At 40.4% G+C, this 22,509-nt stretch carries 17 protein-coding genes; 16 read left to right on the top strand and 1 reads right to left on the bottom strand.

What is annotated here, in order from left to right; all coding sequences use genetic code 11:
• Positions 1-1,667: type VI secretion system Vgr family protein (locus H5232_RS17960; RefSeq protein WP_182831274.1), on the bottom strand; the 1,667-nt coding region annotated here is incomplete at its 3' end.
• A 314-nt stretch (positions 1,668-1,981) separates the two neighbouring features.
• Here H5232_RS17960 and H5232_RS17955 point away from each other — a divergent pair.
• The 16 genes from H5232_RS17955 to H5232_RS17880 form a co-directional block, all read left to right on the top strand.
• A complete protein-coding gene (locus H5232_RS17955) occupies positions 1,982-2,401 on the top strand; it encodes a hypothetical protein (protein ID WP_182730837.1) in 420 nt (139 codons plus the stop codon).
• A 34-nt stretch (positions 2,402-2,435) separates the two neighbouring features.
• On the top strand, positions 2,436-2,903 hold the full coding sequence (gene tssJ / locus H5232_RS17950) for a type VI secretion system lipoprotein TssJ (RefSeq protein ID WP_145242499.1): 468 nt from the start codon (positions 2,436-2,438) through the stop codon (positions 2,901-2,903).
• Entirely contained in the window at positions 2,903-4,243 is a 1,341-nt protein-coding gene (gene tssK / locus H5232_RS17945; protein WP_182740570.1) for a type VI secretion system baseplate subunit TssK, read from the top strand. Before tssJ ends, tssK begins: the two co-directional genes overlap by 1 nt.
• 10 nt (positions 4,244-4,253) lie before the next feature.
• Complete coding sequence (gene icmH / locus H5232_RS17940; RefSeq protein ID WP_257326852.1) at positions 4,254-4,979, top strand: type IVB secretion system protein IcmH/DotU; 726 nt, start codon at positions 4,254-4,256, stop codon at positions 4,977-4,979.
• 9 nt (positions 4,980-4,988) lie between these two features.
• Positions 4,989-8,705: a type VI secretion system membrane subunit TssM gene (gene tssM, locus H5232_RS17935; protein WP_182768135.1), complete on the top strand. Its 3,717-nt coding sequence runs from the start codon at positions 4,989-4,991 to the stop codon at positions 8,703-8,705.
• An 8-nt stretch (positions 8,706-8,713) separates the two neighbouring features.
• Positions 8,714-9,706 carry a type VI secretion system-associated protein TagF gene (tagF, locus tag H5232_RS17930; RefSeq protein WP_145242493.1) on the top strand — a complete coding sequence of 331 codons (993 nt, stop codon included), beginning with the start codon at positions 8,714-8,716 and terminating at the stop codon, positions 9,704-9,706.
• On the top strand, positions 9,703-11,262 hold the full coding sequence (locus H5232_RS17925) for a TssA family type VI secretion system protein (RefSeq protein WP_145242491.1): 1,560 nt from the start codon (positions 9,703-9,705) through the stop codon (positions 11,260-11,262). Before tagF ends, H5232_RS17925 begins: the two co-directional genes overlap by 4 nt.
• 64 nt (positions 11,263-11,326) lie before the next feature.
• A complete protein-coding gene (tssB, locus tag H5232_RS17920) occupies positions 11,327-11,848 on the top strand; it encodes a type VI secretion system contractile sheath small subunit (RefSeq protein WP_145242489.1) in 522 nt (173 codons plus the stop codon).
• A 10-nt stretch (positions 11,849-11,858) separates the two neighbouring features.
• Positions 11,859-13,385: a type VI secretion system contractile sheath large subunit gene (gene tssC / locus H5232_RS17915; protein WP_145242487.1), complete on the top strand. Its 1,527-nt coding sequence runs from the start codon at positions 11,859-11,861 to the stop codon at positions 13,383-13,385.
• A 243-nt stretch (positions 13,386-13,628) separates the two neighbouring features.
• Positions 13,629-14,114 (top strand): Hcp family type VI secretion system effector, encoded by a 486-nt coding sequence (locus H5232_RS17910; protein ID WP_007584479.1) that lies wholly within the window; start codon positions 13,629-13,631, stop codon positions 14,112-14,114.
• A 54-nt stretch (positions 14,115-14,168) separates the two neighbouring features.
• Positions 14,169-14,576 carry a type VI secretion system baseplate subunit TssE gene (tssE, locus tag H5232_RS17905; RefSeq protein ID WP_145242485.1) on the top strand — a complete coding sequence of 136 codons (408 nt, stop codon included), beginning with the start codon at positions 14,169-14,171 and terminating at the stop codon, positions 14,574-14,576.
• Between the two features lie 24 nt (positions 14,577-14,600).
• A complete protein-coding gene (gene tssF, locus H5232_RS17900) occupies positions 14,601-16,319 on the top strand; it encodes a type VI secretion system baseplate subunit TssF (RefSeq protein ID WP_145242483.1) in 1,719 nt (572 codons plus the stop codon).
• A complete protein-coding gene (tssG, locus tag H5232_RS17895; protein WP_220496092.1) occupies positions 16,316-17,299 on the top strand; it encodes a type VI secretion system baseplate subunit TssG in 984 nt (327 codons plus the stop codon). The genes tssF and tssG overlap by 4 nt, the downstream gene beginning before the upstream one ends.
• A gap of 27 nt (positions 17,300-17,326) precedes the next feature.
• Positions 17,327-20,065: a type VI secretion system ATPase TssH gene (gene tssH / locus H5232_RS17890; RefSeq protein WP_182831273.1), complete on the top strand. Its 2,739-nt coding sequence runs from the start codon at positions 17,327-17,329 to the stop codon at positions 20,063-20,065.
• Between the two features lie 34 nt (positions 20,066-20,099).
• The gene (locus H5232_RS17885) at positions 20,100-22,121 is read left to right on the top strand and encodes a type VI secretion system Vgr family protein (RefSeq protein WP_182719407.1); all 2,022 of its coding nucleotides are present in this window, start codon (positions 20,100-20,102) and stop codon (positions 22,119-22,121) included.
• Positions 22,122-22,138: 17 nt separating this feature from the next.
• Positions 22,139-22,509, top strand: a 371-nt coding sequence (locus tag H5232_RS17880; protein ID WP_182831272.1) for a hypothetical protein, incomplete at its 3' end; no start/stop codon positions are given.

The raw sequence follows: 22,509 nt of genomic DNA, 5'->3' as shown, positions 1-22,509 counted from the left end.
TTGTTGCCGGCACTTTGGTAATTGATATTGCCGTTGTTAGTTTGTTGTTTGAGTTCATTTTTAACATCAATAAATTGATTGTTCTTTATCACAAACTGTACATTGTTTTGCTCGGTTTCTAGGCATAAATCGCGCCCGGCGTGTAAGTTTATCGTCCCAAGTTGGCTGATCCATTCGATAAATTGGCGGCCTGATTGTTTAGCATTTAACTCAAAGTAATGTTCACTGGCGAGAGTTTGTAAAATGACTTTTGGCTCATTGTCGTCATCATCAAATAGTAGTTCGTTGTGGGCTGCGGTTAATAATCGGTTATGCGTTGGATTGGCGGCGGTTACAACGCTTGGTTGATCGCTATTTAGTGCAAAGCCCATAATGTAGGCGTGATTAGGGTCGTTGTTAATACAGCCTATTAGTACCTCTGAACCACCGACGAGTGGAAAGTGCCATCCAGTGGCCTGAGGTTGGTTTTGGCATGCATACAGCGCTAACTTTTGCAAGGCAGGGCTTGACTGCGTTAGTGGTCTGGCATTTTTGTCAAAATCAACGCGGGCTCGATATTGCCCGTTGTCATCAATAAATGCATTGCCGGTCAGTGATTCTACTTTCGCAGGAAATACCATCGGTTTTGCTTGATGGGGAATAGGGAGTGGCTTAAATGGCGTTCCTCGTTCAATGAATTGCGCTTTACAACTGTATTTAGTTAAACCCTCATGGCTACTTTCGTCACTTGGTTGCTCGCTGAAGTGCTCGACTGCGATACAGAGTAAGTCACCACTGCTACCAATGCCGGTGTTATCACTTAATGAAATCGAACATCCCGCAAATAAATCACATACGTTACCGGTTAAGCTAATAACTTTATTTAAACTTGCGAGTGCACTACTAAAATTTTGTGCTTGATTAGTTGCGGCGGATTGCGATAACGCGCAGGGTTCAAAGAATGATTGGCTATTGCTGGCAACGGTATTAAATTGCCCATAGGCTGCACTGTTTGCAGTATTGTTATAAATAGACTCAGTAAGTTGAGCATGCATAAAGCCAACAAATTGCTCTCTGTGTTGGTTATTCATTCCAGCGCTACTGGTAACTTCTAAAACGCCGCGCTCAAGGTATGGACTATTTAAATTACTGTCGCTTATCACCAGTATTTCAGCCGAGTCCTTGCTTTCAAACCAATAAAATAAACCATAGGAAGCCAGTAAACGATGAAAAAACTGCCAATTACTTTCCATTGCTTGTACACACTGAGACATATCAGCAAACGGTTGGGTAACTCTGAAATCTACTTGACCTTGAGAGTATCCGGCTTGTGATGCTAGGTAGTGTAAAACATCTTTTAAATTAACGCCGATAAATACTTTGCTATCTGAGGTGTTTTTTAGCGTACTCAATCGATCTTTTATGACGATATGATAGCGACGCTTGTTGTTGAATAACCCAAGATCGGTGCTTTGTGTTATGAGGCCAGCTTGGTGGCGATAGTAATTGTCTTTATTTACAAATGTAATTAAGGCCGACTGTAATAGTAAATCGTTTAAAGGTTCATCAGTGAGGGTGTCGAAAATCAGGTCAAACTCAAAGCTTTTATTTAAGCGTTCAATCCCTTTTACCTGAGTTACGTTCATTGTTTTGTCATTAATATCTAACAATAATCGTGATTGAGACATTTCCTTGTCCTTTGGCTACCTTGGTCGATAATGCGTGTAAAAATACACATTACTCTAACGATAATCAATAAAATATTTGTAATTAACGATATTTAGAGTATATGTAAATAGGTTCATAATATGTTCATTTTTAAAATTATATGGTGTTGTTGTTTTTGTTTGGAACAACTTTATTTGATAAATAGTTGTGTTTTTGCACTGGATTCAGTTGACATTTTAACAACTATGTTTGTATCATGCGCTAATTCTAAGGACTGAAGAATTACCGCGTTAGTGCACCTTTAAGCTGACTAAGTTAAATCAAGGATGATGAAATGAGAAAAAAAGATTTTATAAATCAGGTTGATAGCCTTTACTCCTTGGCTTGGTCTCTAACCTGCAACATCTCCTCTTTACTAGATCAAACAGGTATTCCTGCGCATCGTGTTTTTTCTGAATCCGTTATAGATCAGTTTTTCTTCTTTTTGAATAATCCTCCAAAGAACGATGGAAACATTATTTTAATTAATGAAAATATATCTAGTTATATTCAAGAGTTAATAGTTTTAAATTCTAAATTAATATCTTCAATCGATCATGTTGTCATCAAGTCTCTAGCTGTTGAAAATCAAGAAAATAAAAGTTCAGGCTTTTTTTCTAGAATTTTAAATGGCAATCGCTGGTCCGATTGTGCGTCAGTGCGTTTTAATAGGGTTATTTGCCCTGTTTATGAAGAGATCCTTTGTAAAAACTGAATAATCAATTTTAAAATATCTAATGAGGTATTAAATGCGTTTTGCAATAAATAAAGTAATCTTAGCTGTGCTGTTAATGTCACTCACTGCGTGCATGAGCACTAATGTAGAGTTAGACATTACAGCAACAGATAATTTAAATTTAAATCAGTTTGATGAAGCACTTCCAGTGGTTCTCAGAGTGTATCAATTGTCTGATATTCAGAGCTTTAAAACAGCAACGTTTGAAGAACTTTGGAAGTCAGATAAATCAGTATTAGCAAATTCATTGATCACGTTAGAAGAACGCACTATTAATCCTGCTGAAAAAACAACGATCGCTTTTGAACAAGCTGAAAATGCTCGTTTTGTGGCAATTGTTGCGTTATTTAGAGATCGCCAAGGAGATAAATGGAAAACGTATTATCAACTAGGTGATGGTCCGGTTAAATTATCGACTGCATTAGATGTGCTGATCACAAATAATGAAGTGCAGTTGCCTGACGTGGATGAGGCACAGTAATGAGTACTAAAGCCCCCGTAAAACCCGTCTGGGCTGAAGGTGTATTATTAGCACAACACCATTTTCAGTTATTTGATGAGTATCATGAGCAAAATCAAATTGTAAGACAGCGACTTATTTCTCCATTGGTGTTTGGTATCCAGCATCTTGCAATTGATGAGTCAGCGTTATCGCGTGGGCTATTAAAAATTACTAGCTTCAAATTGTTACTTGAAAATGGTCGATTACTTGATTTTGATCGCCAACAACATGACGAATTAAAGCTGGAATTAGATCCTAACCTAGATGAAGTGATTATTTACATCGCGATTGCTGCCAATAAAATCGTTAGTAATATTGAGGGTTATGCAACAACCGGTCAGCTCAGTGCCTATCATGCAGACTATATTGAATTAAATGATGATCATGATGCTGCACGTAATCGTGAAGTGCTGATAGCGCACCCTAAATTTATATTATTAACAGATAGTGATGTAAAAACTTATTTTGATACTTTAGCGTGTTTGAAAATAGTCCGCGCAGAAGACGGCTCTTTTGTTGTTAATAAACACTTTGTACCACCACTGTTAAATATCAGTGCTTCGGTATATTTAACTGAGCTATTAAATCGCACCGCAAATTTAGTGAATGCGAAAGTCAATGTGTTGCTTAGTCGCAGGAAAAACTTTGGTTCAGTGACTGACTTTGGTCCAAACGAGATGAATAGCTTTTTATTACTTAATGCGATGGCACCTTCAGCAAAGCGGTTGGATCATTTAAAAAGTTTGTCATTAGTTCATCCAGAGCGTTTGTACTGTGAATTGGTTGATTTGATCAGCTCTGTATCGATGTTTGAACACAGTGATTTAGTAAACCAAGTCCCTCCTTATCAGCATAAACAACTCAGCCATGTATTTGGTAAGTTAGATGAGTTGCTAACTAAGCTACTTGAAGGTGTTGTGCCTAAGAAAATGGCTGGCCTTAAACTTGAAAAAGTTTCCAATGCTATTCATCAGGTTGCGACTATTGACTCAGCAATTTTTGAGCATAACGACTTTTATCTAGCGGTTTATTTTGAAGCTGAGGATACCAAGTGGATTGAAACATTTAGCGACCAAGTTAAAGTTGGCGCAACTGAAAAACTCGATATTATGATTTCATCAGCCCTTGCAGGTGTTCAGCTAACTCACTGCCAACGGCCGCCAAATAAATTAGCAATAAAGAGTGGATATGAATATTTCCGTCTTGAATCACATGGTTACATTTGGCAGCAAATAATCGAAGAGCAGTCGTTAAGTTTATTTATTCCATTTGGTTTGCAAGCTGCGCAAATCGAAATAGTTACTGTCGCACGCAATTAAGTTAGGTGAAATGATGCAACAACAATCACAACAACAAGATTTAATCGCCTGTATATCACCGGTTATAAATGCGTTATCGCCATTAAAGCTCAAGCAATCAACCGATCTTGAGCTGAACGATTTTCGTGATCAGTTATTAAATAGTTTTGATGAGTTTGAGCGTAATTGTTATGCCCAACAAGTGACGACTAGTGTGATGCAAGAAGTAAAATTTGCTCTTACTGCAATGTGTGATGAGTTTGTAATGAGCTCCGGAGCGCATTTTCGTATGGACTGGATGTCACGACCGCTGCAGTTAGAGTTTTTTGGCAATAACCGTGCAGGTGAAGAGTTTTTTGAGCGTTTAGCGACTTTGCGTACTGGCGGTGAAAATAAATTTGCGGCGTTAGAAGTGTACTATATTTGTTTGCAATTGGGTTTTGAAGGTATCTATAAAGTTAAAGGAATAGAACAGCTTAAAGCTTTGATAGTTGACATTCGTGCACAAATTGAAGATGTCAAAGGCACGCCTAATGCACTGCTTTCTGATAATGGCGTACCTGCTGAAGGGTTTGCTATGAAAGTCGGTCGTAATGTCCCTTATTGGGTTATTCTGTCGATTTGTTTAGGCTCAATCGCTTCCCTATTTGCAGGCTTTCATTTTGTGATCAACAAGCAGGCTACACAGAGTACGCAAACCATAAGTAATCAGGTGGAAGTACTCACTCAATTGAATAAAACCAACGAGACACGATAAGGCAATACCATGCAAGGAAGAGTAAATAAAAGTGGCCTAGTGCATTTTTTACTGGGCTTAGTGTCATCTCGCGCCACAGGACAGTTGATCGGTCTAATTGCAGTGCTGAGCATTGTTTGGTTTGCTGGGCGCATGGTGGGCTTAGACACGACTGATAAAAAGCTGATTGCTATGGGAGCAGTTACGGCGGTATTCATTTTATTTATTTTTACTCGTTGGTTATGGACTAAGCGTTCTGGCGATAAGTTAGCTTCTGAACTTGCAAATCACAATGCGGGCTCAAGTGCTGAGCTTGATGAAATAAAAGAAAAAATGCAAGAAGCGTTAGGCTCATTAAAAGCATCGCACTTAGGCGCTGGCTATCGTGGTAATACGGCTCTTTATGCACTACCTTGGTATATGATCATTGGTCCATCAGCGACCGGTAAAAGTACTTTATTTGCTAACTCTGGATTACATTTTCCGTATTCAAACTCTAGCGAACTGCATATTCAAGGTTTTGGTGGCACACGTAACTGTGATTGGTGGTTTTCAGATCAAGCGATCTTAATTGACACCGCAGGACGTTACACAACTGAGCAATCAGAAAACAAAGAGTGGTTATCATTTTTAAATTTACTGAAAAAGTACCGCCCAAAATTACCTATCAATGGCGTAATGGTCGCAATTAGTGTGGCTGATGTTTTAACCTCTGACAGTGAAGAAATTCGCCAGCATGTAAAGTTAGTCCGTGAACGTATTGAAGAGTTGATCACGCAACTAGGTGTTATTTTCCCTGTTTATATCACTTTCACAAAAACCGATTTAATTAGTGGCTTTGAACCTTTTTTTAATGACTTATCTGAAAAAGAGCGCGAGCAAGTGTGGGGCGCATATTTACTTGATATTAGTGAAGACCAAAAAACCGATCCGGCTGAAATGTTCGAGCTCAGAATGGATGAATTATACGAACGTTTGTGCCAGCAACGTTTAAGTAAAGTGGCCCGTGAACGAAATGAGCATCGTAAACAGTTGATCCTTGATTTTCCTAATCAGTTTAAATCGGCCTCAACAAAACTAACCGAATTTGTAAACTTGCTATTTAAAGCGAATCCGTACCAAGAAGTTCCTTGGTTTGCAGGCGTGTATTTTACCTCAGGTACACAAGAGGGCACACCAATTGAGCGAATCACCAACGGTGTACGCGATCAATTTGGCGCGGTTGTGGTTGAACAAAAACAAGAAACAATCACCCAAAGCTATTTTATTAATCGCGTTTTTAATGATGTTATTTTTAAACTACAAGATTTAACTCGGGGTAATCGTAAAAAGCGCTTAGTAGGTCGTTGGTTAAAAGGTTTAACTGTAACCACGGGGCTTGCCTCAATAGCGGCGATTACAGCGTTATTGATTACCTCATACACCAGTAATCAGTTATTGCTTAACCAAGGCGAAGCACGCGTGAAAGCGGTGGTTGAAGTTAATGTAAATAAGGCGAAGGCGGATCAAAAGCTAGCTGCAACACTTGCATTATTTGAGCATTATCAGGAGCTTGTAAGTTATGAAAAAAGCTTACCTTGGTATTTTATTTTTGGTATTTACGAAGGTGACGAAACAACTCAAAGTGTCGCGAATGTATTATTTAACCAGTTAAACCAATTGATCACACTTCCTGCTGAAAAACAGGTGTTAGCACAATTAAAACAGTATGAAAGCCGTTGGAACTCTGATGAGCCGGAGTCACGCGTAGGTATTCGACAACCTTATTACGAAGCACTTAAATTACATTTAATGCTAAGCACACACCCCGAACATAAAAATGATGAATTTGCTAAACAGCAGCTACTTAGTTTTATTAGTAATCACTTTAATATTGATTTAACAGCGCAACAAGATACACCCATTTATAGTCAATTAACTGCGTTGTTAGATGTGTACTTAGCTAATTTAGGTACTGATCTAGAGCATCCTGGGAAGATTAATTTTTGGCAAGCAAATGAAACCGCAATTTATACTGCGCGCGAAAGTTTAAATACTCAACCTGAAGCTGAGCCTCTGTATAAGCAAGTGATAACAAGCTTTGCTGAGCGCAAAAAAGCATTACAGCTTAATCAGTTTATGTCGGCTAATAACCGTGATGTATTAAAAAGTAGCTATGCAATTCCTTATGTATATACCAATGCTGGTTGGCAAGAATATGTATATCCTGAAATTAAACGTATTTCACGGTTAGTGTTCTCAGGCGATTGGGTTATGGGCACCAGTAATGACGAAGGGCAAAATGCTGTAGATGAAGCACAAGCTGAGTCCTTAGCCAAAGCAATGCGTGCTTATTACTTTAAGGATTACGGTAATACTTGGTTCGAATTCTTAAATAGTATTCAAGTCCCAGCGTTTAGAGACTTAAACGATGCAAGTATTGATTTTGCTCGCCTTTCATCAAACGATGGCCCATTGATAGATTTAATGATGCTGGTGAACAATAACATAATGGTTGCTGACGAACCTTCAGCCGTTACCGCGAATAATGACAAAATTGCGACCTTAGTTGCCGGTGCTGCCGACGTTGCGCAGAAAAAAGCTGCAAAAGGAAAGCTAGCTAAACAAGCTATGAACAGCCCTGATTTTTCACAAATGAGTACGGTTAGAGCGCCAGAGCTGGAATCTCGCTTTGCTGATTTACGCCGTTTTACACAAAACGATGATAATAAGCGCAGTTCTGATTACATGGGCCAGTACATTAGTTCATTAAGCAGCATCCACTCAGACATAAAAGCGATGGCGGCGAGTAATGAAGATGATGGCCAAGCTATGATTTTTGTCCAAGATTTACTCTCAGGTAATAATCAAACCAATGCTTTGCAGTCTTCATGGATCATCATTGAAAGCCAAACACGTGCTTTAGACCCACAAACAAAAGAAACGTTGGATACTCTTTTCAAAGCGCCTTTACAAGCGGGTATAGCCACAATTATGGCCAAAGCACGAAGCCAGTTAAATGAAGAGTGGGAAAACCAAGTTTATACAATGTACAGCAACAGCATCGCAGGAAAGTACCCATTTAACCTAAATGGACCTGATGCCGCGATTGCTGATGTGTCGGAGTTTTTAAACACTGAGTCGGGCATATTATGGAACTTTACTAACACTCAACTGAAACCTTTTATGAAAGTACGTCGTGGCGTATGGGAAGAAAAACAGTGGAATGGTGTTGGTATTGGCTTTAGTAAAGAATTACTCGATGGTTTAACAAAAGCAAATAAAGTAACACGTTCACTATTTACTAGTGGCGCAGATTCTGCGGGCTTTAATTTTCAGATGATGCCAGTACCACAAAGAGGCATTCGTGAAACTTATTTAGGCTTTTCAGAGCAAGGTTATCGCTATCGTAATGAGCCGGAGGAGTGGCGTAACTTTTCTTGGCCTGGTCGTGGTGCTGCAGAAAAAGCGATTCTTTATGGTTTAGATAATAAAGGCAATCGAATTTCGATTGAGCAAGATGGTCCGTGGGCGCTACTTAAAGTGCTTAATAATGCTAATGTAAAATGGATAAAAGGCACTGAGTTCTTAGCTACATGGGAACTAACCGATAAGTCAGAACAGCAATTAACAGTACAGTTTTCCTTAAAATCAGGGCGTAATAGCGGTATTTTCTCAAAATATATGCTGACTTCGTTTGCTTTACCGAACTCGTTGTTTTCGAAATCGCCGCAATATGCGCAGTCGAATAATAATTCGGTACAGTAGGGGCGGATATGTTTAATTTATTTTCTAAAAAGAAATCGCCGTTACTAGTAAAACAGTTTTCTTACGGTTATATGGGGAAAACACCAGTACGACCTGATTTTGTGAAGTTAAATATTTCATCGCGTGAATCAGTGGCATTTGATCATTGGTTACAAGAAGGATTTGCTCACCTTAATCGTGGTCGAAAGGCGAATAATGTTGCTGTACTTAATGGTGTTAAATCGTTGTTTTTTGTATCTGGGAACAGTGAAGACAGTAGTTTGCTTGGTATTTTACAACCAAGTAAAGATAGTAGTGGCCGTTTTTACCCTTTTAGCTCTTTTATACATAGCGGATTAGAAACTTATAAACGCCATCCAGCATTTTTGTTTTTATATGCTAGTCATGTGATTGAGCACTTAATTGGTGTGAATGATCGCATTAAAGAAGCGCCATCAATTGATGCGATGGCGGAACAAGCTCATGCTTATAACAAGGTTGCTGATGCGTTGAAGCAACAACCAAATTTAAATCAAGAGCTAGATAAACTGCGCATGATACCGATGAGTGTGCTGTGGCAGCATCTCCAGATGAATGATGTGCATAAGCGTGCTGTATTAATTGAAGAACTATCTGCAGTATTGAAGTCGATTGCAAATAGAGGCTGTCTACGCAGTCAATTTGGTATTCGTTTACCAATGCCACAGTTTAGTCATGAGAGCGCCTTGGTCGCTGGGTTTTGGCTGCATTTAATAGCATCTGTGGTTGCTGATCACAACTGGCAACCGTGGTTCTTTTATCAACTAGGATGTGAAGATCATGCGCCTAGTTTAACGGTGTTTTGTCGTCCTGTATCGGCATCCTATTTTAGCTCGATTTGGTTAAATGAAGACAAATCAACACAAATTATTGATTTGACGAATTTACCATTGAGCAAAGTGCCAAGTGACTACAGTATTAATTTTGCCGATATGGATAACGTAAGTGTATACGATGCACTAAGACGATGGTGTAAAGCATGAGTTTAAAGCAACCACATACTCACAATAGCTGGCAACTATGGCTGGATGAACTTGCTGCACCATTGCAAGGTTTGCCGTGTGGCGAAGATTTAAAATACGAAGAAACATTTAAAAGTCTCAAAGCATCTTCATCGGGTGTTGGTGAGGTTGATTTTAAAGTGATGTTTATTCAAGCAACTGACTTATTACAGAATAAGAGTAAAGATTTACGTATTGTTAGTTACTTATGCTTAGCTGCAACCAGTGAATTTGGGGTGCAGGGGTTAATTAGTTCAATCAAATTGTTTAATAAGATATTGGCTGATTTTAGCAACGACGTACACCCACTTAAAGAGCGCATGCGCAGTGCTGTAAATACCTGGTTTTTACAGCAACAAGAACGTCTAAAAGGGATTTCGCAAAGTCATTCGGCAACCGCAGAACAATGGGCTGAACTAGATGCGGTATTAACCGATTACAACCAACACTCAGTACCATTATTAGATAGTGAATCAGGTCCTTTATCTACTTTAAACGAGTGGACTGACGAGCAAATGAAACGCAACCCAGTTGCAAAGGCAGTCGAGCCGTCAGTTGTTAGTAAAGACGATACTGAACAAGCACCAAGCGACGGTACACCGGCAACAAATTCAACATCATCAGTGCACAGCTCTGTAAGTCAAGTTGCAAGTATTACGGTTGGTGATCTCAGCAGTGACACGGCTTATTTATCAGCTATTCGTGAATTACTGAATTTTGATAAAGAACAAAATAACATCGAGCGGGTGATTAAATTATCACGTGCTGCACGTTGGTCTGGGCTGAAAATACCGGCTAATGAAAATGGTAAAACACGCTTACCAGCACCAAGAGCTGCGGCTTTTGCACCGATTGAAAATGCACTTGCCAGTGAACAACCAGAGCAGGCACTCATGCTTGCTGAAGGCTTATTTATGGAAGGTGCGATGCAATTTAATCTCAACTTACAAATGTTGGTATTAAGTGCGTTAAAACAATTAAATAAAGGCAAGCTAAGTTACTGGCTTGAGCAGCAATTGATTAATTTAACTAGTCAGTTTCCGCTTTTAACTCATTTACAGTACGACGATGGCACAGGGTTATGCAGCCCAGCCAATAAAGAAACGTTACTTGAAATTAGCAATGCACAAACACCAGCAAGCAATAATTCGCAAGGCAATATTTTTGATGAACATTATAGCTTATTGGCTGATGAAGTAGTGCAAGGACAACTCAGTGCTGCGCTTAGCAAGGTTGAGCAATTAAGTACCCCTACCGGGTTTGACCAATCACAAAGCCAATTATTAAAAGCCAAGTTGTTACTTAAAGCGGAGCATTATGAACACGCTTTGGCAATTTTAACCGAATTACTTGAGCAAATTGAAACTTTTCAATTAGCGAAGTGGCAACAACATTTTTGCATGGAAGTATGGCGTTTTGCCAAACAATGTTACGCCAATCTGTCGTTGGCAGAAAGTGATGAAATGAGTTTAGCTGCTAAGCAAATTAGTCAGCGAATGATGGTAACCAATCCGGCTCAAGCAATAGCTTGGATTTAGTTACAAGAGCCTGACTAATGGGTCGAGGTTAATTGGAATTGATACAAACTGCAAAGGAAGAAACATGACAGATACATTTCAAAAAGAGATCCCAAGAGCTCGGATCAATATCTCTTTAGAGCTTGATACGGATGGCGCATCGCAAAAAAGCGAATTGCCACTAAAAATGCTGGTAATTGGTGATTACTCTAATGGTTTAAATACCCAAGACCTTGCTGAGCGTGAACGCGTAACAATCAATAAAAATAATATTGAGCAAGTGTTAAAAGATATGGCACCAAAGGCAAACTTTCAAGTTGCTAATAAGATCAAAGGCGATGGCGAGATCAACGTGAATTTACAGTTTGATTCGTTTAAATCGTTTGATCCAGAATCAGTTGCTTCACAGGTACCTGAGTTAAATAAAATGATGGCAATGCGTAACTTACTGCGTGACTTGAAATCGAATCTTTTGGATAACTCATCATTACGTAAAGAACTAGAGCGGGTATTACAAAACCAGCCAGAACTTGATGAGTTAAAAGCTAAGCTGGATGAAATTGCCCCGCTTGCTTCTGAAGACGAAAAACACCCAGTTACTGAATAAGGACGTTACCATGTCAATGCAAGAACAATTAAACGTTGCAGCTCATTCAATTGAGCAAGCTCCGGTATCAACCTACGAAAGCCTTTGTAACTTGGTCGATATTGCCCCAGTTGCAGATGAGATCAAATTAGACACTTTTCGTGATGCCAGCAACCTTGCTGAAACCCGTGCGAATGAGCGTTTAACAGCGGCAATCAATGTATTTTTAGATATGGCTGGCAGCAGCGGCCAAGAAGTTACGCGTATCGATAAGTTGTTGTTAGATGACTATATTGCGAAAGTTGATACGATTATCTCACAGCAGTTAGACCAGATTTTACATAATCCAAACTTCCAAAAAATGGAATCAGCTTGGCGTTCATTACGTTATTTAATTAATCGCACGCCAAACAATGCCAACATCAAAATCGAAATGCTCGACGTTGATAAAGAAACCCTGCGTGATGACTTTGAAGAAGCGCCTGATACCACGCAATCAGCATTGTACAAGCATGTTTATACCTCAGATTACGACACCCCAGGTGGCGAACCGGTATCGACTATGGTATCGAACTTTGAGTTTGATTGTTCAGCGCCAGATGTTTCATTACTACAAGAAATTTCACGCGTATCAGCTGCGGCGCACTGCCCATTTATGGGCAGCGTAGGACCTAAGTTTTTCTTGAAAGACTCACTTGATGAAGTATCTAAAATTCAAGATATTGGTTCGTACATGGAGCGTGCTGAATTTTTACGTTGGAAAAACTTCCGTGAATCAGAAGATTCACGCTATATCGGCCTAGCGTTCCCACGTTTCTTATTGCGCTTACCGTATGGTGAAACTAATCCACTGCGTAACTTTAACTACCAAGAAGATGTAAACAGTGAACACCATGAGCGCTATTTATGGGGTAACGCAACGTTTGCTTTTGCCGCCAATATTATTCGCAGTTTCCATGATAATGGTTGGGCAGTTAACATTCGTGGCCCACAGTCGGGCGGTAAAGTTGAGAATTTACCACTTCATTCATTCGAAGCAGGTAAAGGCTCAGAAACTAAGATCCCAACAGAAGTATTGATCTCAGAGACTAAAGAGCTTGAATTTGCTAACCAAGGGTTTATTCCACTTAGTTATTATAAAAATTCAGACTTTGCGTGTTTCTTCTCAGCTAATAGTGCGCAAAAGCCACAAGTGCTTGAAACGCCAGAAGCAACCTCAAACGCACGTATTAACTCGCGTTTACCGTATATCTTCTTAGTATCGCGCATTGCGCATTACTTAAAAGTGTTACAACGTGAAAACATAGGTTCTAGCAAACCACGCCACGAATTAGAGCAGCAGCTTAATGATTGGTTAGGTGCGTTAGTTACGAAAATGAACAACCCAGATGAGTCGTTAATTGCAACGCACCCATTAAAAGATGCCAAAGTGACTGTTGCTGAAATTCCGGGTAACCCTGGTTATTACCGCGTTAGTACTTACATAGTGCCGCATTTCCAAGTGGAAGGTATTGATGTGCGTTTGGCATTAGTAGGGCAGATGCCTGGCGAAAAATGAACTGCCAAGCCGCCGATGAAACGCATTTAACGCAGGCTTTTAAAGTGTAAATACGTCAATTTGGTGAGTAGCTGGTTGGTGTAAAAATGTAGATGGAAAAAATTGCCCCAAGTTGGTTGCATCCAACTTGGGACATGTTCCCCAGTGGCATGAAGCAGAGGGCTTTTTGGGGGGCATAAACATGGTTGTTTATGCCAATGCCAACTAACAGGAAACACTTCATTCTAAAAGGAGAATAATGAAATGGCAATTCCAGCGTATATGTGGTTAAAGGATGACCAAGGTAATGACATCAAAGGTTCTGTAACTGTTGCAGAGCGTGAAGGTTCAATTGAGATCCTACACTTTGATCATGAACTTCGCATTCCTACAGATAACGACACGGGTGAACTTACAGGTACACGTAAGCATGAACCGTTTGTAATTACTAAAGCGGTAGATGCAGCTACACCGTATCTGTATAAAGCGTGCTCGAACGGTCAAACACTTAAGCAACTTGAGCTTAAATGGTACCGTATCGATGACACAGGGACTGAGCGTGAGTATTTCTGCCACAAGTTGGAAGATGTAAAAATTACGTCAATCTCACCAACAATGCACAACGTAAAAGACTTAGACAAGGAGCGTTATCCGCACCTTGAAACAGTATGTTTACGTTATAAGCGCATTACTTGGACATACCTTGATGGCAACATCGAGTTCTCTGACTCTTGGACTGAAGGTCGATAAGTCGGAATTTTTAAAGGATATGCGCAAGCATATCCTTTTATCAGAGGTAAGTTCATGGCGTTATTCGATTTTTTAACTCAACCTGTCATTCGTAATGGACATCAAGGTTTTCAGACTGATGAGCAAAATAGTGTCTGTAACCATCTTAATGAGCTGCTTAATGCTCGCCGTGGGGTGTTAAAGCATTTGGCTGATTATGGTTTGCCCGATGTTGAAGATATTTACGAAGGTTTGCCTTATTCGCAACATACTTTGGCGTTTGAGGTTAAAAAATTGATTGAGAAATATGAGCCAAGAGTGCGTTATGCCAATGTTATTCCAATGGAAATACGTGAAGAAAATTGCGTGATCCGACTGGATATTCAAGCATTTCTAACCAGTGGCCAATGTATTAAGTTAAACACGCGGTTTGAATCAGGCGGTAAGGCTGATGTAATGCAGCACGCTAAAAATGGTGATTAATATTTCAATGAAAAGGATATTTTAATGCAGCAATATTTTGATGCTCAAATGCGTTTATTAACGCAGGCCGGTAAACAGTTTGCACAACATTATCCTGAGCATGCGGGCATGTTAAATATTGATGCCTTAAAAGATCGCGACCCGCATATCGAGCGTTTACTCGAAGGTATGGCGTATTTAACTGCGCACACACAAAAACGCTTGGATGAATCAGTACCAGAAGTGTCAGAGCAAGTGCTGCGTCAATTATGTCCTATTCTGCTTAGTTATTACCCTTCAAGTACGGTAGTTAAATTTAGCCCTAAGCTGGCAATGCAAAAGACCCATATGATTGAAAAGGGTCTCACATTAAAAGCAGATACCGCTGTTGTTGATCACAAAAATATTACTTTTACCACCACGCATAATCTAACAGTAGCACCATTCGATGTTGAGCATGTGCGCTACCAAGAATCACATTTAGGTGCAGAGCTGCGCATTGGTTTACGTTTTGTATGCCAAGGTGAGCGTAAAAATTATGACTTATCAAACTTGCAGTTTTATTTACGCGGCGATACCCCGTTATGTAGCTCTTTATTTAAGCTGCTGCAAACGGCAGAGAAACATGCTGAACTTGATTTTGGCCCTGCGCATTTTGAGCATAATAAAAAGCTTAAAGTAAAAGGTTGCAGTGCCAGTTATTTAAATATTGATGGGGCTCTTTTACCGAGTGCTGAGCAAAGCCATCCAGGCTATGCATTATTACTAGATTACTTTAATGCCAAAGATCGTTTTTACTTTTTAACTTTTACAGGTTTGCAAGACGTTGAGTTTGCAGATCATATAGACCGCTTTGAAATAGTTTTTCGTGGCTCAAGTAAATTACCACCCGGACACCAATTATCCCGTGAAAACCTACTGATAAACTGCGTGCCTGCAATTAATTTATTTTCCCAAGCGGCAGAGCCAATCAGAATCGAACCCAATCGTACCGACTATATGATCACCGCAGATCAAAATCGTACCGATCATATTTTCAGTTACACCGTCGATTCGGTAATGGGGCGCAACTCGCTCAGTGGTAAAACCTATGATTATACACCTCGTTATCAAAGTGTATTTGAAGATGAGAAAAAGCTATTTACCGTATTAACTAAAGATGTGGGTGCAGCTGCGCCAACTCATTACTTACAGTTGCCTTTCAATCTAAATGATGAAAAAGAAACACTATCTGTTGATTTAACTGCTTTTAATGCAGGCTGGCCTCGGCAACTACTGCAAGAAGGTGATTTAAATATTGGCGGGCGCGATATGCCAAGTATTGCCGAGGTTGAGAATGTTATTAGGCCTACTAATTATTTACCGTGCCCAGATCAACCAAAACATTGGCAGCTGATCAGCTTACTTAATGTTAAGTTTTCCCAAATAACTCAAGTAACCGAGCTTAAACGTTTATTAGTGCTATTTGATTGGTCGCAAAAAGCTGAGAATCGCTTGCGTATTGAGAGCATTCAAAAAATAACGGCTACTCCGATCAGCCAAATAAAGCGTGGAATTTTTATTAAAGGCGTAGATGTATTAATTGATATCGATGAGAGTAAGTTTGTGTGCGATGCCGATCTTTATCATTTTTGTAATATGTTGCACCAATTCTTTTTAATGTACGCACCAATTAATGAAAGTGTGCAGACTCGCGTTAATGCTATTCCTAGCTATAAAACCTGGTGTTGGGATATTGAGCCGGGTAAGAGTTATCAATTATGAGTGTGCATGAACCAGCCATAAAGCATCCCGTTTGGGCTAAATTGCCCAAACCGATTGAGCAATTAATTGCTAAGCCTTGGCAGTTTAATTTATTTAAAGCGATGAGCTTAATTGAAAAGCATTGGGCAACGCCTCACGAACTTGACAAAGGCATTAGTGAGCGGGTGATGTTTAAGCCCTATAAAGAGCTTGGCTTTCCAGCAACTGATGTACGTGCGTGTAGCTTAGATAACCAAGGACGCGGGCGACTCAGTTTATCAACGTCATTCTTGGGTTTGTATGGTGTTGATGCGCCGATGCCACATTACCTGTTAGAGCAAGCAGCAAGTGATAACGAAAGTGGTGACAGGGTTCGGCAATTTTTAGATATGTTTAATCATATTTTATATTGCCAACTTTTTCAGGCGTGGAAAAAGTCACAAATCAATGTTGCAGGACGTGGTGCAGATCAATTTGATCATTTAATAGAAGCCATTTTATCTACAAAAACAGATCAAAAAGTACAATGCGGCATTGCTAGCTTAAAACAAACCAGTGCAGCAGGCTTAACTCAACTACTTAAACATACACTTGCAGTGAAAGAGCTGCACGTTGACGATACCCGCGCTAATTGGCAAACAATTGATGCCCCAAGTACATTTGGTGATGATGCCCAAATGGTACTCGGTGGTTCTGCGGTATTAGGTAGCAAAGTATTAGTAAGTGGCAGTATTTTAACAATTGCCATCGGCCCTGTAGACAGTGAAACTGCCATTAGTTTGAACCCTTTGCATGAGCAAGGTAAAAAAATGGCGGCGTTATTAAGCACTCACTTACCAAGTAATGTGCAGTGGTTATGCCAAATCAAAGTGGCTAACGAAGCTGTAGAGCAACAGGCAATCGGTGTGTCACCGTTAATACTTGGACACAACAGTTATTTAGGTAGTGCTGCGGCAAACACAACCGTACACAGCTATACCCATCTTCAATATCAACATTAGTAAGAAACCAGATTTAAGGACAAAACAATGGATGCAAAAGGCATTAAACAACTTATCGACAAGCTAAATGGCCATACCGCGACCGCGCTTGAGTCTGCTGCAGGGTTTGCTAGCAGTCGCAGTCATTTTGAAGTGCTGCCTGAACACTTACTAATTAAGTTGATGGAAGAGGGCAGTAGTGGTGATTTAGAACAAATATTTCACTTTTTTAATATTAATCAAGATGCGGTATGGCATGAGTTGCTTGACTTTTTAAATCGCCAACCTGCGGGTAACCAAAGTAAGCCGGTGTTTTCTCGTCGTTTATATGAATGGTTAGAACGCGCATGGTTGAGCGCTAATGTGCAGCATAAAAGTGATTGGATCAACGGTGCTGCATTGCTTGATGCACTCACGGAGCTATTACCTTATAGCCCTGTGCTTCAATTACCAGCGTTGCTAGATAAAATTGACTCACGCTTTTTAGCCGAAAACCTCGATAAAATTTGTCAAAACTCAAGCGAGCGTTTAAACCCACAGGCAAAAACAGCTCAGCAAACGCAAAATAATGGCCAAAGTGAAGGTGGCGGCGCGCTTGATGAATATTGTGAAGATTTAACCGAAAAAGCTAAGCAAGGAAAAATTGATCCTGTACTCGGGCGAAACGACGAGATACGCATGATGGTGGATGTGTTATGTCGTCGTCGTAAAAACAACCCGATTTTAGTGGGTGATCCGGGAGTCGGTAAAACCGCCGTAGTAGAAGGTTTTGCACAGCGTATTATTGATGGTCAAGTACCTGATGAATTAAAAGGTGTGCGTTTATTAGTCTTAGACATGGGCTTATTACAAGCTGGCGCAGGTGTTAAAGGCGAGTTTGAGCGCCGTTTAAAAACAGTAATTGACGAAGTTAAAAACTCAACCACGCCGATCATTATGTTTATTGATGAAGCACACACCTTAATTGGTGCGGGTGGCGATGCTGGTATGAGCGATGCGGCTAATTTATTAAAACCCGCTCTTGCCAGAGGTGAATTACGCACAGTGGCAGCAACCACCTGGAGTGAGTATAAAAAGTACTTTGAGCGTGATGCCGCATTAGAGCGTCGTTTTCAACTGATCAAAGTCGATGAGCCAACGGAGCAAGCTGCGCAACTTATGCTAGCGGGTTTAAAAGATAAATATCAGCAACATCATAATATCCAAATTACCGATGATGCCATTGAAGCGGCTGTTGTATTGTCAGCTCGTTATATCACAGGTCGTCAGTTACCAGATAAAGCAATTGACGTACTTGATACAGCAGCAGCTCGCGTCAGAATGTCGTTTGCAACTGATCCAGCTGCAATTGAATCTGAGCGAGAGCATATAAATTATTTACAAACTCGGATTGCCAGTATTGCCAGTGAAAGCGAGCAAGGTTTAGCTGTCGATATGGATAAGTTATTGTACTTACAGCAAGAGTTAAATACTGCACAAGCTAAACTTGCTGCATTAACCAGTGCCCGCGAGTCACAAATTGCTACTTTAAGCCAGATCAACGAATTTAAACAAGCAACCAATGCAAGCGAACAAGACAGTGCTGCACTACTTAGCTTGCGCCAAACTTTAAAAGAGCAAAACAGTCAAGATAATGGCTTATTTAGCGAAGTAGACGCTGATGCAGTGGCACAAATAATTTCTCAGTGGACCGGTGTACCTGTTGGTGCCATGGTTAAAGATCAGATCAGTAACCTCATTAATTTAGAAACGGCAATTGGTCAAGAAGTGATCGGGCAGCAAGCTGGTATGGCAAAAATTGCGCAAGCATTACGTGTCAGCAAAGCGGGGATCAGTAATGAACAAGGACCGTTAGGGGTCTTTTTACTTGCCGGACCCTCCGGTGTTGGTAAAACTGAAACAGCCCGCTGTTTAGCTAAGCAATTGTTTGGTGGCGAGAAGTTCTTAACCACTATCAATATGAGTGAATATCAAGAGTCGCATACAGTATCGCAGCTTAAAGGTTCACCTCCTGGTTATGTAGGTTACGGTGAAGGCGGTGTATTAACTGAAGCGGTAAGACAGCGCCCATACTCAGTAATTTTGCTTGATGAAGTAGAAAAAGCGCATAAAGATGTGCTTAACATGTTTTATCAAGTATTTGAACGCGGCAATATGCGTGATGGTGAAGGCCGTGAAATTGACTTCAAAAACACCGTGATCATCATGACGTCTAACTTAGGTTCAGCAGAGCTAATTGATGCATGCACACCACCAACAGTGATCGATTTGAGTCCAGAGCAAGACGATGATGCAGAACAACCGACTGAGCAGCAGCAAGCCATTAATGACGCACTCAATCCAACGGATGCACCGATTAATGAAGATGGTAGCCCATGGCAAGTGCCGTCAATTGGTGCGTTAAGTGAATTAATTAAGCCACAGTTACTACAATTCTTCGCACCAGCTTTACTTGCACGCATGCAAGTAGTGCCTTATTTAGCGCTTGATCAAGATGCACTGCAAGCAATTGTTAGTTTAAAACTAGAAGCGATTGCTAAGCGTCTTGCTACTAATCATAAAATGCAACTGCGTGTTGATGCAAGTGTATTGAGTAAGTTAACTCAGCAATGCCAGCTTTCAGACAGCGGTGCTCGGATGGTAAATGCAGTCATTGAAAGACAAATTTTACCGGGAATTGCTAAATCTATTTTGGAATATATGGCGCAAGAAGATATGCCAGATATTTTAACGTTAACGGTTGATGAGCAAGACGAAATCACCGCAATATTTGCCGATAACGCCTAATTTAATAGATAAAAAAGGATTGAAAATGGAACTCATGGACATCTTTAGTGAACATAAAGCGAATACCAGTCATTTTAGCGTAAGTATACAAGGCTTACCTGATGGCATGGTGCAGGTAACTGACTTCACATCAATTAATGATAGCTTATGTGAAGACTATGAATTTAATATTCAAGTATTGAGTCAGGAACATTTAACTGCGCAAACGTTGCTAGGTAAAGATGCCAGTTTGAGTTTGGTGTGGTCTATGACAGATCGGACTATCTCAGGTTTACTAAGTCGTTTTGTAGCCCATGGTAAAAGTCACCAAGGTTATCATTACACGTTAGTGTTGAGTTCTTATTTAACTTTACTTAAGCATCAACATTCCAATCGTGTTTTTACAGCGATGGATCCCGCTGCCATTATTAAAAGTGTGTTTAATAAAGCGGGCTTCCCAATGCAAAAATTTAGCATGCAAGCCAGCGGCCCTAGCCTCGATATGACAGTGCAATATAACGAAACTGATTATGAATTTGTTACGCGTTTAATGCGTAAACATGGCTTTGTTTATAGTTTTGTTGAGCAAACTGACGCGGATTGCACTTTTAAAGTATGCAATAGCAGCAAAGATATTGCGGCTCTGTTTGATGAAGTAAACTTAAGTTATGTGCCACCATCTGGGCAAGTACGTACTAGCGAAACAATCTTCGCAATTAGTCGCCAAGCCCAACTTCAGCCGCAAAGTATTGCGTTAAACGATTATAACTACCGCGCACCAGGTAATTTACAGGTATCGGCGCAAAATAGCGCTTCGCAACCAGGATTTGGTGAAGACAGTCATTATGGTAATAACTATGCAACTTCTGGCGAGGGCAATACGCTTGCTAAAACGCGTCAGCAAGCGTTTGATTGTCAACGAGAGCAATTGATTATCGACAGTGATTGCAGGGCGCTTAGACCAGGAATGATTTTAACTATTTATGATCATCCAGATCATAATGGCCAATATTTGGTTGTGCGTGTTGATCATAAGGGTAGCCAGCAAGCAGGTGTGGAATATGGCGCTAACGTAAAAGGCTTAACTTATAAAAATCAGGCGTACTTGGTCCCATCGGATCAACAGTTTAAAGCACAGTTACTTCCAGAAAGACGTGTATTTGCAACTTTTAACGCACTAGTAGAGCAAGAAATTGATGATGATGGTAATTACGTAGTAAAACTGCCATTTAATCAAGATGGTGAAGGCCAACAAAGCCGCCCAACACGCTTAATGCAACCTTATGGTGGCAGTGGTCATGGCATGCACTTTCCGCTTACACAAGGTACTGAGGTATTAGTTTGTGGCGAAAATGGCGATTTAGACAGACCCATTATTTTAGGTGCGTTATACAACCAAAATGCACCTAACCCAGTTACCAGCCAAAATCCGACCGAGAATAAGCTCGTTACTAAAGCTGGCCACAGTTTAATAATGGATGATAAAAAAGGCGAAGAAAAAATTAGCCTTGCTAATAAAAATAATAAAAACCAACTATTACTCGATGCCACCAATGGCGCACATCAAGCAACGCTTAAGTCTGTAGATGGCGATGTAAAAATATCAGCGAAAGAAAATCTGCAATTTGTTGCTGAAAACGACGCCACCTTTACGGTTGCCAATGACTTTACTACGCGGGTAGAGAATAACTTGCAAATGCAAACCCGCGAAGGGGATATCACAGTAACATCGGCGGCAGATTTAACCCTCAAAGCCACCTCAAACACACGTATTGAAGCAACCGATGGCAGCTTAGAGCTTAAAGCGGATCAAGAGCTTAAATTACAAGGTGAACAAGATGTTAGCGCATATTCGGTTGACGGCAATTTAGAACTGCAAGCCCCCAATGGCGATATAGAAATTAGTAGTGGCGCAAATATTACCATTAAAGCGGATGGTCAAGGATCACTGCAATTGAGTCAAGGCGGTGCGAGTATTGAAATTGATGCCGGTGGTAACTTAACCATTGATGCGACAAGTATTACTTTATCGGCCAGTAATATCGCCGTGAAAGGCAGTGCAATTAGTAATAACTAGTTGAAAAGGAGTTTATTATGAGCGCTCAGATCCAAAGTATATTCAATCACGATCAACATTTAGCGTGTGTGAGTCGTGTCGACAGTTTTGGCCGTGTAAAAGCGGTATTAATTAATAATGTTGAACATCAAGTTATTGCGCAAGGCGCACATGTCAGCATCGCAGAAGTAGGGGCTAATGTATTACTTGTACATAGCGCACAAGGCTTTATTGTAACGGCGCTCTTAGCGCAAGCGGATCAAGCACCTGCCGCGCAAATTAATAATTCGCAAGGGCATATCGTTATTGAAGCCCAGCAAAGTGTTAGCCTACAAACGGCCAAGGGTAGTGTTGAGGTATATGCAGACGGCACTATCGTGCTTGAAGGGCAAGATATTACAGCAAACAG

The organism is Pseudoalteromonas sp. SG41-5, from assembly GCF_014164495.1.
Lineage (GTDB): Bacteria > Pseudomonadota > Gammaproteobacteria > Enterobacterales > Alteromonadaceae > Pseudoalteromonas > Pseudoalteromonas rhizosphaerae.
Note: the sequence above shows the minus strand (reverse complement) of the source record. Positions and strands in the feature narration are given on the sequence as shown.

Bases quoted from the DNA above. Each gene is read 5' to 3' on its own strand.
- icmH (WP_257326852.1), top strand. From the start codon at position 4,254: ATGATGCAACAACAATCACAACAACAAGATTTAATCGCCTGTATATCA.
- tssB (WP_145242489.1), top strand. From the start codon at position 11,327: ATGACAGATACATTTCAAAAAGAGATCCCAAGAGCTCGGATCAATATC.
- tssJ (WP_145242499.1), top strand. From the start codon at position 2,436: ATGCGTTTTGCAATAAATAAAGTAATCTTAGCTGTGCTGTTAATGTCA.
- H5232_RS17910 (WP_007584479.1), top strand. From the start codon at position 13,629: ATGGCAATTCCAGCGTATATGTGGTTAAAGGATGACCAAGGTAATGAC.
- H5232_RS17885 (WP_182719407.1), top strand. From the start codon at position 20,100: ATGGACATCTTTAGTGAACATAAAGCGAATACCAGTCATTTTAGCGTA.
- tssC (WP_145242487.1), top strand. From the start codon at position 11,859: ATGTCAATGCAAGAACAATTAAACGTTGCAGCTCATTCAATTGAGCAA.
- tssK (WP_182740570.1), top strand. From the start codon at position 2,903: ATGAGTACTAAAGCCCCCGTAAAACCCGTCTGGGCTGAAGGTGTATTA.
- tssE (WP_145242485.1), top strand. From the start codon at position 14,169: ATGGCGTTATTCGATTTTTTAACTCAACCTGTCATTCGTAATGGACAT.
- tssM (WP_182768135.1), top strand. From the start codon at position 4,989: ATGCAAGGAAGAGTAAATAAAAGTGGCCTAGTGCATTTTTTACTGGGC.
- tssG (WP_220496092.1), top strand. From the start codon at position 16,316: ATGAGTGTGCATGAACCAGCCATAAAGCATCCCGTTTGGGCTAAATTG.
- tssF (WP_145242483.1), top strand. From the start codon at position 14,601: ATGCAGCAATATTTTGATGCTCAAATGCGTTTATTAACGCAGGCCGGT.
- H5232_RS17925 (WP_145242491.1), top strand. From the start codon at position 9,703: ATGAGTTTAAAGCAACCACATACTCACAATAGCTGGCAACTATGGCTG.
- tagF (WP_145242493.1), top strand. From the start codon at position 8,714: ATGTTTAATTTATTTTCTAAAAAGAAATCGCCGTTACTAGTAAAACAG.
- H5232_RS17955 (WP_182730837.1), top strand. From the start codon at position 1,982: ATGAGAAAAAAAGATTTTATAAATCAGGTTGATAGCCTTTACTCCTTG.
- tssH (WP_182831273.1), top strand. From the start codon at position 17,327: ATGGATGCAAAAGGCATTAAACAACTTATCGACAAGCTAAATGGCCAT.